Here is a 15082-nt window from a genome sequence, read left to right as displayed (position 1 = left end):
CAGGAACGGTCGAAGCGAAGCCAATGACACCGCAGCCACCTTCGGCTGCACCATCCACCGGTGGACGCGCATGTGGTAACTCTTCCCGGCTACGCGTCACCGCTCCAATCCAGGCGTCGCGGCTCACGCCTCGAACTCCTCCGGGATGTAGCGCAGTAGATCTCGACGGCCGCGCAAATCAGAGATTGTGGTCAGTCCGAGTCTGCGAAGGATGTCACGCAGCTGCCACTGGAACGAAATGTAGAGATTGCCGACCCGCATGGCGCCCCAGTCGGGGTGCACCCACTCCTTCAGTTCCGGATCAGTGGTCGTAAGTCCAAAAGGACAGCCACGGCCCCGTTCACAGTTGGAACAACGTGTGCATCCCATTGCGATGAGTTCTGACGTGCCGAGAACACAACCGTCAGCCCCAAGGGCAATGGCTTTGGCGATATCCCAAGCCGTACGCACTCCACCGCTAGCAATCAGTGTAATTTGGTCACGAATGCCTTCCTGCTCAAGGTGCCGGTGCACCTTCGGTATGGCAAGCTCAATGGGCATCGCAATGTTCTTTTTCGCAATTTCTGGAGCTGCGCCAGTTCCTCCATAGCTGCCATCTATGTGGAAAACATGCGCACCGGCGTAGTAGGAACCAACAGCAACCATGTCAACGTCAATCGGTGTTGAGACCTTTACAGAGATTATTGCGTCGGGATTCATGGTCATGGCCCAGTCGATATGCTTGCGATGGTCTTCGACGGAATAGACCGAATGAAAAGGAAAGGGAGAGAAGAGCGATACCCACGGAACGGACTCACGCATGTCTGCCACGGTGGTGGTGGACTTATCGCCCAGCAGGTGCCCCCCAAGGCCGGGTTTCGCGCCCTGCGCGTACTTGAACTCGACCATCGGCGCGCGCTGGATGGTCTCCTCGCGCACGCCGAAAAGGCCGGTCGCAATCTGGGTGATGACGCTGTCGGCGTAGGGCTTCAGCCCGTCGGGATAGCCTCCCTCACCGGTGCAGGTGAGCGTGCCCAATTCCTGGGCGGCAATAGCTCGGGAGACCATCACCTCCTCGGAGACCGAGCCGTAGGACATCCCACCGCCGTAGACCGGCAGAGCGATCTCAAGCTCCTGTCGCGCCGGGTCGCGCCGGTTCAGCGGAATGGCGGTGCCAATGGCATCGCTGTGCGCAAGCCATTCGCCCTCGGGAAGAAACTTGAAGTCGAGCCTGTCAAAACCGCCTCCCGAGCGACCGACACGATACTCGATGTCATCTGGCGGGCGGCCGTGCTCGGCCTGGAACCAGGTCGCCATAATCAGCTCGTCGGTCCAGCGCGGGTCGCCCAGAGCAGGTGGGGCTTCGAGCAGCGCGTGCGAGCGGTCGTGGAAGCCCTGGTGCAGGTAGTGGGTGACCTTCTCGACTAGCTGCGGGCTCGGGACGCTACTCATAGCCGTCAATCCCCCCGAACGCCTCGCGCTCAAGGTCGCGCTGGAACATCGCGCGGCCGAGCTCCCCGCGCAGCCGCCGCACCTCGCGCAGCCCCATCGCGCCCAGAATCTCGAGCAGCTGGTCGCGCCACGCTGCCGACAAATTCTTCAGTCGCTGGACGCCCCACTCGACATCCAGGCTCGCGGGAAGCCTGAAGCGCGCCGTCGCGGCGTCGGTAACGCTGCCATCGGGCTGCGCCTGTAGCGCCGCCAGCAACGGCGTGTCGAGCGCGACGGCGTCGAAGCCGCAGATAATCGCCTTCGGGACATGCTCGGCAGCGGCGATACCACCGCTGCCGATGAGCGTCACCATGTCGCGCAGCCCTTTCTCGACCAGCAACGCGTGCGCCTCCATCGCCAGGTCGCGCACGAAACGGCCATCGCCGCGGCCGTGGTAGTCTGCGACAAGGTGGAAGACGCGCACGCCGGCGGCAATCGACGCCAGCAGCGCCTCGCGCCAGCCCGGCTCGAACGGGAGCCGCTCGCAAACGATGGCGTCGGTGAGCGCAAGCGCGGCGGGGGCGTCGTCCAGGATTTCGACCATGCGCGGTGCCGGCGCCAGCGCCTCGAGCTCCGCGACGCGCAGCTGCGGGACGACCGCCGGCGAAGCGGCGACCGCCTCACGCACCAGCGGCAGCGGCAGGAACGCCAGCGTTTCGAGCTCCTCGGCGGCGTGCGCTAGCAGTCGCGCCATCTCGACGCTCTGCGCCGACTCCGGCGGCGAGTCGAACAGGATGGGAAGCTGTAGTTGCAGGCAGCGCGGCCGCTCACCGTCGCCGTCGGTTGCCAGATGCATCGGGCGCGAGCCGATATCGACGACGGTTGAGATGACTTCGCGGCCGTGGATGCCGTCGCGCGTCGGCCGCACGATTTCGGACATGTCTGTCCAGATGCGGTCCCAGCCTGGGCCGCCGAACCGCCCGCGATAGCCCTGCCCCTTGACCGGCACCGCGCCCAGCGCTGCCTCAGACAGGATGGTTTCGACCAGCTTCGGCGCCAGATAGGCGTCGCCCCACGCCTGCCACTCGGGGTTGTGGCGAATGGTGACCGCCCCGGGGTGCTGGATGGTGCAGCGCAGGCAGCCGACGCAATGCTCCGGCCGCGGCGCAAAGCCGCCCACCGGCCCCGAGAAAACGCCGTAGACGCAGGGGCGCGCGGCGACCACGTCCCAGTGGCCCCAGTATTCCCACGTCTCCTGCACCAGCAGCTTCAGCAGCTCGACGCGGTTGACCTCGACGAGAAAGCGGTGCGGCAGGTCGGCCAGGTCGGGCGTCGGCGCGGTGTCGATATGGTAACGGCGATAGCCGACCGACAGAGCGGTCGCTGCGTCACCCTCCAGTTGCTCATTACGCGGTTCGGCCATCGCCATAAATAACAGGCCGCAGTGCAGCAGACTCTATTTAACAAATGCGGAAAAACTGTGCAAACCAGCAGTAAACCTTAATAAGACTGAACAAATGTTCAATTCATGCTGGACAGGACCGACTCCGCGCTACTGGCAGCGCTGAACGCCGACGGTCGCGCCTCGCAGCGCGAGCTGGCGGCCGCCATTGGCGTTGCGCTGGGGACCGTCAGCAACCGGCTGCGCCGGCTCCACAAGACGGGCGTCCTGCGCGGCTTCCTGCCCGATATTGACGCCGAGCAAGCGGGCTTCACGCTCACCGCCGTGATGCAGATGCGCATCGCCAAGGGGCAGATTATCGCCGTGCAGGCGTCCGTCGCCGAGCATCCGCGCGTCTTCGGCGTCTACGACGTGACGGGTGAGTGGGACTCGCTGGTGCTGGCGCGGTTCCGCGACCGGGCCGAGATGGACGCGTTCATCAAGTCCACACTTTCGCAACCGCACATTGAACGGACGAACACCTCGCTGGTGCTCAACACGGTGAAGCAGGAGCCGCGGGTCGTAATCTAGTCGCGCGCACCAAAAATCGCCGTCCCCACCCGCACCAGCGTCGCCCCCTCGGCAATCGCCGCGGCGAAGTCGTGCGACATGCCCATCGAGAGCTCCGGTAGTGCAATGCCCGTTTCCGCGGCGACCACGTCGCGTAGCTGCCTCAGCTGCCGGAACCAGTCGCGCGGCCGGTCGTCGAAGGGCGGTATGGACATCAGCCCCACGACGCGCAGCCCCGAAAGCGCGGCGGCGGCGCGCGCCAGCGCCGCGGTCGCGTCGGGGGCGACACCGCCCTTAGTCGCTTCGCCGCCCTGGTTCACCTGCACCAGCGCGCGAACTTCACGCCCCTCTTCCTGCGCGATGAGCGAGAGCTTGCGCGCCAGCCGCAGCGAGTCGAGCGTGTGGATGAGCATCGCCTGGCGAGCGACCTTACGCGCGCGACGCGACGAGAGCCGGCCAATGAAGTGGTAGCGCAGCCCGTCGGGGGCGAAGGCGGCCGCCTTCTCCAGCAGCTCGTCAGCGTGGTTCTCGCCGATGTCGCGCAGGCCAGCGGCGAACGCCGCCTCGATGGCGGCGAGCGGCTTGCGCTTGCTGACGCCGATGAGCGTTATTTCCGCGGGGTCCCGGTTTGCCTCGCGCGCGGCGGTCGCGACCGCCGCGCGCACCCGGGCGAGCCGCTCGGCGATTTCAGAAGAATCCGTCATCACTCGCCCGTTGCGGCTGCTCCTCCGGGGGCGGAAGTGCCTTGAGATAATCCTCGTAAAGGTCGACCGCCACCGGCAACGCGAACGGGACGTGCGGTGACGTCAGGATGGCTTCGCCCGCCGCGAGCGTCTGAATTTCCATATCGAGCCGCGACAGGTCCTGCTTGGCGGACACCTGTAGCGACTCGCGGTCGCGCCGGTCGGCCAGCCCCATCACGAAGAGCGTGTTGAACTGACTCAGGACTTCGGAGTGGAGCAGCTTCGGCTGCTGGCTCACCGCGCAAAGGCCGACGCGGAACTTGCGCCCCTCGCGCGCAATCTGCGCGAAGACGTTGCCACGCGTCTCCGAGAGCAGCCGCTGCGACTCCTCGAGCGTCACCAGCACCGGCGGCAGCTTGGCGAACTCCTTCGGCTGCGCGTATTTCGCCTTGTGCGACTCGAAGACCGCGCGCGCCAGCACCATCGAGACCAGCAGCTCCTCGGTCTCGAACATGTTGCTGGTGTCGACGAGCACCACCTTCCCGGCGTCAAGGTGCGCAATTATCGCCTCGGACGCCGTGACGTCGGGGTCGCCCGAGAGCAGGTCGAACTGCCACAGGTAGCGCAGCCGCCGCTTGATGACGCCAATCGTCCCGGGGTGGAACTCGCCGTGCAATTCCTCGGAGACCTGCTCGGCGTTGCGCTCGTTCAGCTCGACCAGCCAGTTGCGCTGGTAGCGCTGTCGTGCCGCGTTGAGCGCCTCGCGCTGCGGCCCCGAGAAGTCGTACAGGTGCAGCAGGTCGCGCACCTCGACCTCGCTTGCCGAGAGCCGCAGCTGGCTGTAGTTGCCGGAGAGTGGCCGCGACGAGTAGACCGCCAGCCGGTCGGCGCGCGGGTGGTGCGTCAGCCCGCGCCGGTCGGGGACGCCGCCGTCGAAGTATTCGCCGTGCGGGTCGAGCACCAGCAGCCCCGCCTGCCCCGACTCCAGCGCGCTGGCGCAGAAGCACTTGAGCAGGTTGGACTTGCCCATGCCGGTCGTCGCGAAGATGCCGATATGGTAGGGCAGCGCATCCGGCGCCAGCCCGACACGATGCGGCAGCGGCTCGTCGCCGCTGCGCAGCCGCCCGACGGTGAGCGTCTCCGACGGCAGGAACTCGAAATCGGCGTCGCGAGCGCGGCGCACGCCGGAGAAGTGCGCCACCAGCCCCTTGGCGCGGCGGAACCTGCCGTCGCGCAGCACCCCCAGCACGCTCGCGGACGCCAGTTTGTAGAGCCGGCGCTCCTTGTCGGCGAAGCCGTATTCCATCTCGGCGCCATCCATCGCCAGCATGTGGCCGGCGGTGCGCTCGAACCAGTCCTCACCCGCCGCCTCGGCGCCGTAGGTGACGTTGAAGACCCGCAGGTAATACGGCTCCGCGGTCTCGGCGTCCTCGACCACGACTATTTCGCCCAGCGCCAGGTATTCCCCGTAGGGGCAGCGGAATTTTGCCTCGGTTACGTTGCGGCCAACAATTCGTCCCAGTTCCATCATACGCTCCGGTCGAGCACCTCATGGTAGTCGCTGAATAAAACGTCCCATGCCCCCGGCGCCAGCCCCTGCTCGAGCGCCGCGCCCTGCAGCGCCTGCCGCAGCGACTCGGTAAGGTCGCCGTCGATAATGACCAGATTGTGCGCCTGCGCCAGCGGCCACGGGTAGCCGGGATAGACGGCGTCGCGCGCCAGTCCCGCCAGCGACGCCGCGACCGCCCCGTAGTCGCCGCCGGCGACATCCAGCCGGAACGCCCACTCGGAAGCGGGGTTGAGCCGCACCGCGCCCGGCGTTCCCAGGCTGTCGCAGTCCAGCGGCGCGCGCCAGCAGCCGTCGGGCGAGTCGCGCATCAGCGCCGGCAGCAGCGGCGCCCCGTCGCGTGCCAGCGCCGAGCGCTTGGCGACCGCCGCCACGGTCACGCCCGCCGCGTCAGCGCGGTCGAGCACCAGCCGCAGCGCGTCACGCGCCGGCGCGTGCGGGCTGGTCAGCGCGCCGTCGAGCAGCAGCAGTGCATCGTCGGCGCTCGCTTCCAGCACCGCCACGAGCGCCTCGAGCGCGGCGAGCGCCGCCTCGGTTTCCGCCAGCTCGCGCAGCCACTCCAGTGCCGTCTGCAAGTCCGCGGGCTGCTCGGCCGGCAGCCGGCCGGTCACCCTGCGGTAGCGCTCGCTCCATTCGTCGGCAAATGTCCCGGCCTCGAGCAGCCGCACCTCGAGCGGCGCCTCGCGCTCCGCCACGGCACCGTCGCGCACCACGACGCGCCCGGCGCGCAGCGCCACCACCGCGAAGGCGCCGCCGTCGAGCAGCGTGCGCGAAGAGCCGTCGACCGCCGCGACCAGCGCGGGCGCCTCACCCGGCGCGAGCGGCGCGAACTCCGTCCCCGGCGCAGCGATGCCGTGCGCTGCGAGCCGTGCCGCGATTGCGTCCAGCTGCGCGCGCACCGGGTCCATACTGCCGGAAGGGGAGCGGGGTTATAGCGCTCAACCCGCGACTATCTTCACCACGTCTCCGTCCTGCAGTACGTGGTCCTTGCCGATGATACGCTTCGTGCGGCAGTCGATGGCGCGGATGAAGCCGTCGCCGATGTCGCTGTGCACCTTGTACGCCAAGGCCAGCGCGGTCGCGCCGCGCGGCAGCAGGTAGCCGTCCGGGAGCACCTTGCCGTGCGAGTCGGCGTAGTGCGTCTCGTCCTCGACCGGGAAGGCGGCAATCAGGTCGAGCCGCTCGAGCACCGCCGCCTCGAGACAGCGCTGGACGCCGGTGCCGGCCCCATCGACGCCGACTCCTGAAATGAACGCGGCGATGCGCTCGAGCCCAGCGCGCTGCGCGTCGCTGAGGCTGGCGCCGTCGGCGAGCGCGAACTCGATGTCGCCCGGCCGGTATTCAAGAAGGCCAGCCCTGGCGGCGTTGCGCAGCGCCAGCTCGTAGTCGGCGGCGACCGGGATGCCGCCCGCCGCCGCCAGTGCCGCCAAGTTCGCGGCCGGCGCGATGTCCGCCTTGTTGGCCGCAACGATGATGGGCTTGCCGAGCGTTTGCAGCGTCTGCGCGAGGGCAAGGCCGTCAGCGTCGCCCCACGCCTGCACGTTCGCCGGCAGGTCACACTCGCGCAGGGCGGCGACAACCTGCTCTCGCGAAAAGCCGAGCCCCGCCAGCCGCTCGGCGAGGAAATCCTCGAGCGCGCGGCCCGACTCGACCGCGCGCGCCGAGCGGCTCCAGTTGCGCAGGATGATTCCGGCGAGCCAGTGGTGCAGCTCGCCGGCGAGGAATTCGACCTCGCGCATGGGGTCCGCCCCGTCGGCGTGGTTGCCCTCGAGGTCGGTGCTGCCGCTGGCGTCCACAATCTGGATGAGCACGTCCGCCTGCCGCAGGTCGTCGAGGAACTGGTTGCCCATCCCCCGCCCCTCGTGCGCGCCCGGCACAAGCCCGGCGACGTCAACCAGCTCGACCGGCAGGTAGCGCGTGCCACCCAGGCAGGGCGAGTTGTGCGGCTCGCATTCGACGCCGAGCGAGCCACAGGGGCATTCGCGGCGGACGTGCGCGACGCCGACGTTGGAGTCGATGGTCGTGAAAGGATAGTCGCCGATTTGCGCGTCGGCCGCCGTCGCCGCGCTGAAGAAGGTGGACTTGCCCGCGTTGGGCTTGCCGACCAGCCCGACCTTCATCCCAGTCCGCCGATGCTGGGGCCGAAATCGCGCGGCCCCTTCTTCTTCGACTTCTTGGGCTCGGGCTCGGCCTCCTCGGCAGCGGGCGCCGCCTCCGCCTCCACGGGCGGTTCCGGTTCCGGCGCGGCGGGCACCGCCGGCTCGGCAGCCGCCTCGGGCTCCGGCTCTGCGGGCGGAGCTGCGCGCAGCTCCGCCAGTCGCTCGTCGCGTGACCGGGGGTCGGCTGCCGACGGCGCGCGCGGCGGGGGCGACGGGGACGACGCGTCGCCGAAGAACGCCGCCATGCGCGCGCTGCGTTCGTTCGGTGGCGCTGCGGGCGCCGCCGTTTCGGGCGCGGGCGCTTCGGCGGCCGCGTCGACTTGCGGCGCGGCAGCCGGCGCGGGCGGCTCCTCCGGGGGCGGCCCGGCCGGCGCTTCGGCGCGCGGCGCGTCGTGGTCGACGATGGCGCCGTCCGGCTCTACGCGCGCCACGTGCTTGCAGGCGGGACAGCGGAAGGCGCCCGGCCGCGGGACGCGCACGCGTGAGCCGCACTGCTGGCAGTTGAGCACCAGCGGGAATTTTACCGATGGCTCGTCGGCCAGCTTCGGGCCGGGCCGCTGCGGCAGCGCCGGCTTCCGGTCGCGGTTGCGGTAGCGGTAGTAGACTGCGCCGCCGACTGCGGCCAGCGCGACAAAGAGCAGGTAGAACGGCAGCCGCCCGCTGCCGCTATCGACGGTGAAGGCAAGCTCGAGCTCGTTGTTGGACTCGTCGCTCTCGGCCACTTCATTATCGGGGTCGATGACCGCCTCGAGGCGGTGGCTGCCGCCGGTCGCGTCGAAGCTGACGGTCACGACCTTGTCGCGCCAGCCGGCGGCAATCTGGTTGACCCGCTCGCCGCCGATGAAGGTGCCGTCGAGGTAGAAGCCGACGTAGACGCTCTCGAGGTCAGTGCCGCCCGCCAGCACAGTCACCGACGCGGTCACGCGGTCGCCCTCCTCTGGCGACGAGGGCGAGATGCGCAGCTCCTCCAAGTAGGCGTCGGAGACCGACTCGGAGGCGAGCGTAAGCGCGACCGTATCGACCACCGCCGGGTCGCTGCTCGAGCGCGCCGAAATGGTGCCGCTCCAGGGGCCGGAGCCATCCGGTACCGTGATGCGCAGGTAACCCGGCTTCTCCACGCCGGCGCCAAGGGTCGCGACGGTCCAGTCGAGGACTGCACTGCCCTGCGTCGCGAGCAGTCCGCTCGCATCCAGCTCGATGGTGTCAGCCGCGTTGCCGCTGTTGGTAACGGTGTAGCGGTAGAAGACGGTCTGCCCCGCGCGGCCGGATTGCGACGCGGAATCAGTCATTACGAGCGAAACGCCGCGTGTCGAGCTGACGTTAAGCTCAAGCGGCAGGCTGGTGTTCGCGCCCGCCCCCTGAGCGACCAGCGTCAAGCCGTGGTTACCGGCGGTCGCGTCGCTGCCGACGGAGACGCGCAGGCCGATGGCCGCGCTCGCGCCGGCGCCGAGCGTGGCGTTATCGGGCGTGAAGCTGGCGTTCCAGCCGGCTGGCAGCCCCTCGAGCGTGAAGCTGGCGCTGTCGTTGCCGTTGCCGCTGTTGCGCAAGTCAACCAGCCAGTTCGCCTCGCCGCCGGGGGCGACGGTCGCCGGCCCGGAGACCAGCAGCAGCTCCAGCCCGTGCGACTGCGAGACCTCGAACTCGAGCGCGACGGTCGAGACATGCGCCGGCTCTTCATTATCCTCGACGCGCAGCGTAATCGCGTGCGCGCCGGCACTGGCGTCGGCCGGGACGGTGACGTTAACCGTCACGATTTCCGGCACGCCCACCTTGACGATGAGGGTATCACGGCCCTCGAAATTCTCGATGCCGGCGACCGTCGCCCAGCCGGCGTCGTCGCCCTGCGCTTCGACCACCAGCCGCGTCGTCGCGCTGCCGGGGTCGTAGAGCGCGACCGCGCCGAGCAGGAACTGCACCGTCTCGCCCGGCGCGACTGGCCCTTCGGGAGCGGCCAGCAGCTGGAGGCCGGTCGCGACCAGCGCGCTACTGTTGCTCGCCGTGACGTCGAGCCCCGCCTCGTCGGCGGTCAGCGAACGCGCATCAACGGTCAGCTGCGCCAGCGTCCCGGGCGCCTCCATGCCCGGGTTGGCGATGACGGTCAGCTCGCGCGACTCGAACGGCGCGAACGACAGTGCCTCGGTCGAGCCGCTAACCCACGCGCCGCCCACCGTGATTTCGAGCGAGTCGGCGCCGTTACCGTTGTTGGTAACCGTAAAGCGCAGCGTCGTCGAGACGTTACCGAGCAACTTCGCCTCGGGAGGCATCGCGACCGCGACGCCGAAATCCTGGTTGACCGTAATATTGGCGTGGAACCGCGCCAGCCGTGAGCCCGACGTCGCCTCAATCACGGCGTGCGCGGTCTCGACCGCCTCGGCGTCGTCGGGCGCGGTGATTCCGAGCGAGACCGTCGCCGAGCCGCCAGCCGGGACCGACTTGGACCAGCCGCTGGCGTTGTCGAAGCTACCGCTCCAGCCGGCCGGCAGCGTCGCCGCGAGGCTGACGTCCAGCGCCGTATCTTCGTGGTTCAGCACCTGCAAATCGAAGAAGGCGGTCGCGCCGGGGTCGACGAAAGCGCGGTCGTTGCCCTCCTCGAGCGGCCAGAGGCCCAGCCCTGAAGGCGCCAGCACTTCCAGCCGCAGCGCCACCTGCTCCTGCATCGAGCTGCTACTGGCGCGCAGGGTGAGGTTGTACGCCGTCCCCGGAGAGGCTTCGCGCGGAATAGTGAAGTTGAGCCACGCGAAGCCGTGCTCGTCGGCCGCCAGCGTCAGCGACGCCGGCTCGAGCGTCTGCTCCCAGCCGGGGTCGCCCGCGACCAGTGCCAGCTCGAAATCGTCGCTGCTGTCGCCGAGGTTCGCCAGCTCGAGCCGGAACGAGGCGACCCCGCCCGGCAACGCGCCGGCGACAGGCGAGGCGGCCATCAGCCCACCGACCGAGGTGTTGGTCACAACCGTCGCGCTATGGCTCGAATTGCCCTGCGATGTGGCGGTGAAGAATATTTCGCGCGACTCGTTCCAGCCCGCTTCAGCGGGCGGGCGCAGCCGTAGCTCGGCCTGCGCGGTTGCGCCGGGGCCGAGGCTGACCTGACCGGCGGGCGCGCCGCCGATGCGGATTTGCGCCTGCCAGTCGGTGCCGGTGAACAAATCAAACGTGTCGTTGCCGTTGCCGCTGTTGGTGACGCGCACCGGGTAGGAAACCCACGTGTCGGGGAATACCCGCTGCGCCACGACCGGCAGCTCGAGCGCGACGCCGTAATGCTGCGAGACATTGACGCGCAGCGCAAGGCTGGCACTGGCGTTCGCGTCGCCCTGCGAAGTGGCGGTAAGCGTGACGAGGTGCTCGCCGGCAGTCGCGCTACCGTTGACGTCAACCGTCAGCGCCAGCGCGACCGTACCGTTCGGCGCGACGTCGCTGGCGTTAGCCGGCCAGCTGCCGCTCCAGCCAGCGGGGAGCGTCGCCGTAATCGTGTAGTTGTCGGCCACGACGCCGCTGTTGCGCAGCGTGACGCTGAAGCCGACGCTGGCACCGGGGTCGGCGTCCTGCGTCGCGTTGGCGGCCGCCAGCGCGACGCCGTACTGGGGGCGAACGGTGAGCGGGCGGCTGGCGTTGTTGTTATCGTAGCGCACCTCCTCATTGCTGCCGGCGTCGATGACGCAGACGACCCAGATGCGGTAGTCGCCCGGCGCCGGCGCAGTCCAGTCGAAGCTGGTCAGGTCGAGCACCGAGTTGGCGTCGATGTCCAGCTCCTGCTCTTCATGGAGCAGCTCGCCGCTGGCGGGGTCGTCCAGCCGCACCTCGACTGTCATATCAAGCGCGTCGTGGTTGCCTTCGTTGCGCACCGTGAGCGGGAAGAAAGTCAGCTCCTCGCCCTCGAGCGCCGTATCGACCTCGTCGTCATCGGAGTTGGTAATCGTGATGTCGTCGCGGTAGACCGCAAGGTCGGCGAGGTCGGCCGACCAGACCGAGCCGTCCACGATAAGGTCGAGCAGCCCGTCGCCGTCGACGTCGGACGCCGCCGGCGAGTTGAAGATGCGGTTGGAGTTCTCGCGATTCTCGAGCGTCACGTGCCACAGCTCGGGCTGCCCTCCGCCGCCGCTGCGGCCGTCACTGCCGTCGAGCGCGAAGCACTCGGGGGTGGTGCAGCTGAAGACGTCCCAGTTGTCGCTGCCGAGGCTGTCCTCGGTGTTGATGACTGCCAGGATGGGGGACGAAATCGCGTGCTCGTCGTCATCCCAGCCGCCGCCCCCGGACGATGTGTCGTAGGTGGTGTGCCATAGCTGCGTGCGGTCCGATTCGAGCGCCCAGACATGCGTCTCCTCGGTGTTGGTGGTGGCGCTGGGGTCAAGCCAGGTGACCGCCACCAGCTCCAGGTCGCCATCGCCATCGACGTCGCCGATGGCGGGCGTCGCATCCATGTCGCCGCCGTCGCTGAAAGTGTAGCTGGAGCCCCAGTCGGCCGCCGCCGTCCCGTCCAGCTGGTAGACATGCAGGCTGGAGTCACCGCTATCCTCAGGCGCCGGCCGCGGTACGATGATTTCAGTGCCGCTATCGTCGGTAAAATCCGCGAGCAGCAGGCTCGGCAGCAGCGGGTGCAAGTTGCTATCGGCCGGGTCAACGATGCTGCCGACCGTCTTTGGCCCCCAGCCCGAAATCGCGTTGCCGCCCTGGATGCCGTACACCTTCAGGTTGCTGTTGTCGTGGTACGAAACGAAGATTTTGCGGCTGGCACCCTCGCGCAGTACTACCGGCGACGATACCTCGGTCGCGTCGAACTCGTAGCGCCAGAGGCGGGTGCCGTCGCCGTCGAGCGCAACGACCGCTGCCGTGCCTTCGGCGGGGTCGAGGCCGCTTATAACCAGATCGTCGCCACCGTCAAGGTCGCTGACGGCCGGGTTGGAGCGGATAATCGTGAGGCCGGTATCGTAAGACCAGTGGCCGTTCGACCAGACTGCGCCGGAACCGCCGTAGGTGCCCGAGCCCGAATTCCAGCTAATCTTCGGCTCGAAGAATTCCACGACGCCGTGCGGGGTCGCGATGGCGATATCGGGCCGCCCGTTACCATTGAAGTCGCCCAGCGTGGGAGTCGCGTAAGCTGCGTCGTAGCTGGTGAAATCAGTCTCGAGCGAGTTGTTGGAGCTGTCGCGCACAATACCGAGGTCGCGCCGCCACATCAACCGCCCGGGGAAGCCGCCGTCGCGGATTTCGAGGAAACCGCGCAGGTCGTCGCCATCCTCCTCGGCGGTCGCGTAAGCGATGTGGAGCACATTGCGGTCGTATTCGCCGTCGACGCCGGCCGAGAAGTTGCCGATGACGCTGCCCCAGGAGAAGACTGTTTCACACTCGATTACGCCGCTACAGTCGGTGCCGGGGTCGCCGTTGCCGCGGTCCCATGAGACTACGGGCTCGCGCTTGTCAATCGAGCGCTCGGTCGGCGCGGCGAGGCCGCTGTGGGTGGCGTCGCCGCCGAACATGGTCCAGTCGCCGCTGGCGGGCGGCAGTGCCAGCAGCAGCACCAGCAGCAGCACGGTCGCCCGGCGAGTCATCACAGGCGAGTCCGCTGGCTGCTAAATTAGAGTGGCGGTTACCCGCGTTCTCAATAAGCGCAGTCGCATCGGCAGGGTGATGGCAACCGGGACGCACGCCTGCCTCGAGGACGAACGCAATGCCAGCGTGCTCGTCAACGTCAACGGCGAACTGCTGCCGCGCAACGCCGCCACTGTCTCGGTCTTCGACGCCGGCTTCCTGCTCGGTGACGGGGTCTGGGAGGGACTGCGGCTGCACAAAGGGAAATTCGCGTTCCTGCCGGAGCACCTGCAACGGCTGGTAGCGGGCGCCGCAGCCATCGGCCTCGAGCTGCCGCTAACACTGGCGGAGCTGGAGGGCGAACTCTACCGCACGATCGCGGCGAACGAGATGGAAGACGGTGCGCACGTGAGGCTGGTCGTCTCGCGCGGACCCAAGGCGACGCCGTTCCAGGACCCGCGCGCCTCGGCGGGCGGGCCGACGCTGGTCATCATCCCCGAGTGGAAGACGCCCGACCCGGCGCTCTACACACGCGGAATCGCGCTCGTCAGCGTGACGACGCGGCGGCCCGGCCCCGAAGTGCAGGACCCGCGCATCAACAGCCTCAGCAAGCACAACTGCATCCAGGCCTGCCGCGAGGCAACCGCACTGGGAGGCGACGAGGGCATCATGCTCGACCCGCACGGCAACGTCTCGACCTGCAACTCGACCCACTTCTTCCACGTCGCCGGCGGCGAGGTGCGCACCTCTACCGGCCGCTACTGCCTCGGCGGGATTACCCGCCAGGCGATACTCCGCCTCTGCCGCGACAACAACATCACCTGTAGCGAGGCAGACTTCCCGCCCGCGGCGCTCCGCGAAGCGGAAGAGGCGTTCGTCACCGGCACTTTCGGGGGAGTAACGCCCGCCCGCAGCATCGACAGCCGCACCCTCCCGGCGCCCGGGCCAGTGACGGCGCGGCTGCGCGGACTCTACGAGCGGATGCTGGAGCAAGCGTGACGTTGCGCATCGCGATGTGGTCCGGCCCGCGCAACATCTCAACGGCGATGATGCGTGCGTGGGAGAATCGCCCCGATACGGTCGTGGTGGATGAGCCGCTCTACGCGCACTTCCTCGCGGAAACCGGCATCGAGCACCCTGGCCGCGACGAGGTCATCGCCGCCGGCGAGACCGACTGGCAGCGCGCGGTCGCGGGGTTACTGGCGCCGGTCGAATCCGCAATATTCTACCAGAAACAGATGACGCACCACTTGCTGCCGCACATTAATCGCGGCTGGATGGCAGAAGTGCGGAACTGCTTCCTGATTCGCGACCCGCGCGAGGTGCTACTCTCCTACGCCCGCAAGAGGGGCGACGTGACGGTAGACGACGTGGGTATCCTGCAACAGGCGGAAATCTTCGACTACGTACGCGAGCTCACGGGCGAGGTGCCACCGGTGCTCGACGCGAAGGATGTGCTGACCGACCCGCGCAAGGTGCTGGGCACGCTCTGCCAGCGCCTCAGCATCGAGTTTCGCGACGAAATGCTGGCATGGCCATCCGGCCCGCGCGACAGCGACGGCGTCTGGGCGCCTTACTGGTATGACTCCGTCAACCGCTCGACCGGCTTCCAGCCGTGGCGGCCGCGCGAAGGAGAGCTGGCGCCAGCCCAGCAGGCAATCCTGGACGTGTGCCAGCCGCACTACGAGCGGCTGCGAAAGCATAGGCTACGCGGTTAAAATCCTCGACTACTACTATTTAAAAAAGATTAGTGTGGCAGCGGGAAGCCAGCGCAGAATTCACGGACTTCCTC

The 15082-nt window shown here is 68.3% G+C and carries 10 protein-coding genes; 3 read left to right on the top strand and 7 right to left on the bottom strand.

The features are described from left to right. Positions 1-123: 123 nt before the first annotated feature. Together QGG57_05790 and QGG57_05785 are read right to left on the bottom strand one after the other, a co-directional pair. On the bottom strand, positions 124-1431 hold the full coding sequence (locus QGG57_05790; GenBank protein MDP7007678.1) for a glutamate synthase-related protein: 1308 nt from the start codon (positions 1429-1431) through the stop codon (positions 124-126). Next, entirely contained in the window at positions 1424-2839 is a 1416-nt protein-coding gene (locus QGG57_05785; GenBank protein MDP7007677.1) for a glutamate synthase-related protein, read from the bottom strand. Before QGG57_05785 ends, QGG57_05790 begins: the two co-directional genes overlap by 8 nt. A 99-nt stretch (positions 2840-2938) precedes the next feature. Between QGG57_05785 and QGG57_05780 the strand changes: the two genes are divergently transcribed. Beyond that, positions 2939-3382 (top strand): Lrp/AsnC family transcriptional regulator, encoded by a 444-nt coding sequence (locus QGG57_05780; GenBank protein ID MDP7007676.1) that lies wholly within the window; start codon positions 2939-2941, stop codon positions 3380-3382. On the opposite strand, the gene QGG57_05775 is transcribed toward QGG57_05780, so the two are convergent. Genes QGG57_05775 through QGG57_05755 form a run of 5 tightly spaced genes read right to left on the bottom strand, consistent with a single transcriptional unit; the run spans position 3379 to position 13310 of the window. Further along, a complete protein-coding gene (locus QGG57_05775) occupies positions 3379-4065 on the bottom strand; it encodes a YggS family pyridoxal phosphate-dependent enzyme (protein ID MDP7007675.1) in 687 nt (228 codons plus the stop codon). The two genes, QGG57_05780 and QGG57_05775, sit on opposite strands and share 4 nt — an antisense overlap. After that, positions 4049-5572 carry an ATP-binding protein gene (locus tag QGG57_05770; protein MDP7007674.1) on the bottom strand — a complete coding sequence of 508 codons (1524 nt, stop codon included), beginning with the start codon at positions 5570-5572 and terminating at the stop codon, positions 4049-4051. The genes QGG57_05775 and QGG57_05770 overlap by 17 nt, the downstream gene beginning before the upstream one ends. Then, positions 5572-6519 (bottom strand): hypothetical protein, encoded by a 948-nt coding sequence (locus QGG57_05765; protein ID MDP7007673.1) that lies wholly within the window; start codon positions 6517-6519, stop codon positions 5572-5574. The genes QGG57_05770 and QGG57_05765 overlap by 1 nt, the downstream gene beginning before the upstream one ends. Before the next feature lie 30 nt (positions 6520-6549). Next, on the bottom strand, positions 6550-7731 hold the full coding sequence (locus tag QGG57_05760) for a redox-regulated ATPase YchF (protein ID MDP7007672.1): 1182 nt from the start codon (positions 7729-7731) through the stop codon (positions 6550-6552). Beyond that, the gene (locus tag QGG57_05755) at positions 7728-13310 is read right to left on the bottom strand and encodes an NEW3 domain-containing protein (protein ID MDP7007671.1); all 5583 of its coding nucleotides are present in this window, start codon (positions 13308-13310) and stop codon (positions 7728-7730) included. The genes QGG57_05760 and QGG57_05755 overlap by 4 nt, the downstream gene beginning before the upstream one ends. A gap of 79 nt (positions 13311-13389) precedes the next feature. Here QGG57_05755 and QGG57_05750 point away from each other — a divergent pair, with 79 nt between their 5' ends. Beyond that, positions 13390-14289 carry an aminotransferase class IV gene (locus QGG57_05750; protein ID MDP7007670.1) on the top strand — a complete coding sequence of 300 codons (900 nt, stop codon included), beginning with the start codon at positions 13390-13392 and terminating at the stop codon, positions 14287-14289. Then, on the top strand, positions 14286-15008 hold the full coding sequence (locus tag QGG57_05745; protein MDP7007669.1) for an HAD family hydrolase: 723 nt from the start codon (positions 14286-14288) through the stop codon (positions 15006-15008). The genes QGG57_05750 and QGG57_05745 overlap by 4 nt, the downstream gene beginning before the upstream one ends. Positions 15009-15082: the final 74 nt, after the last annotated feature.

The organism is Candidatus Poseidoniia archaeon, from assembly GCA_030748895.1.
Classification (GTDB): domain Archaea; phylum Thermoplasmatota; class Poseidoniia; order MGIII; family CG-Epi1; genus UBA8886.
This window is presented reverse-complemented; position numbering and strand designations above follow the sequence as displayed.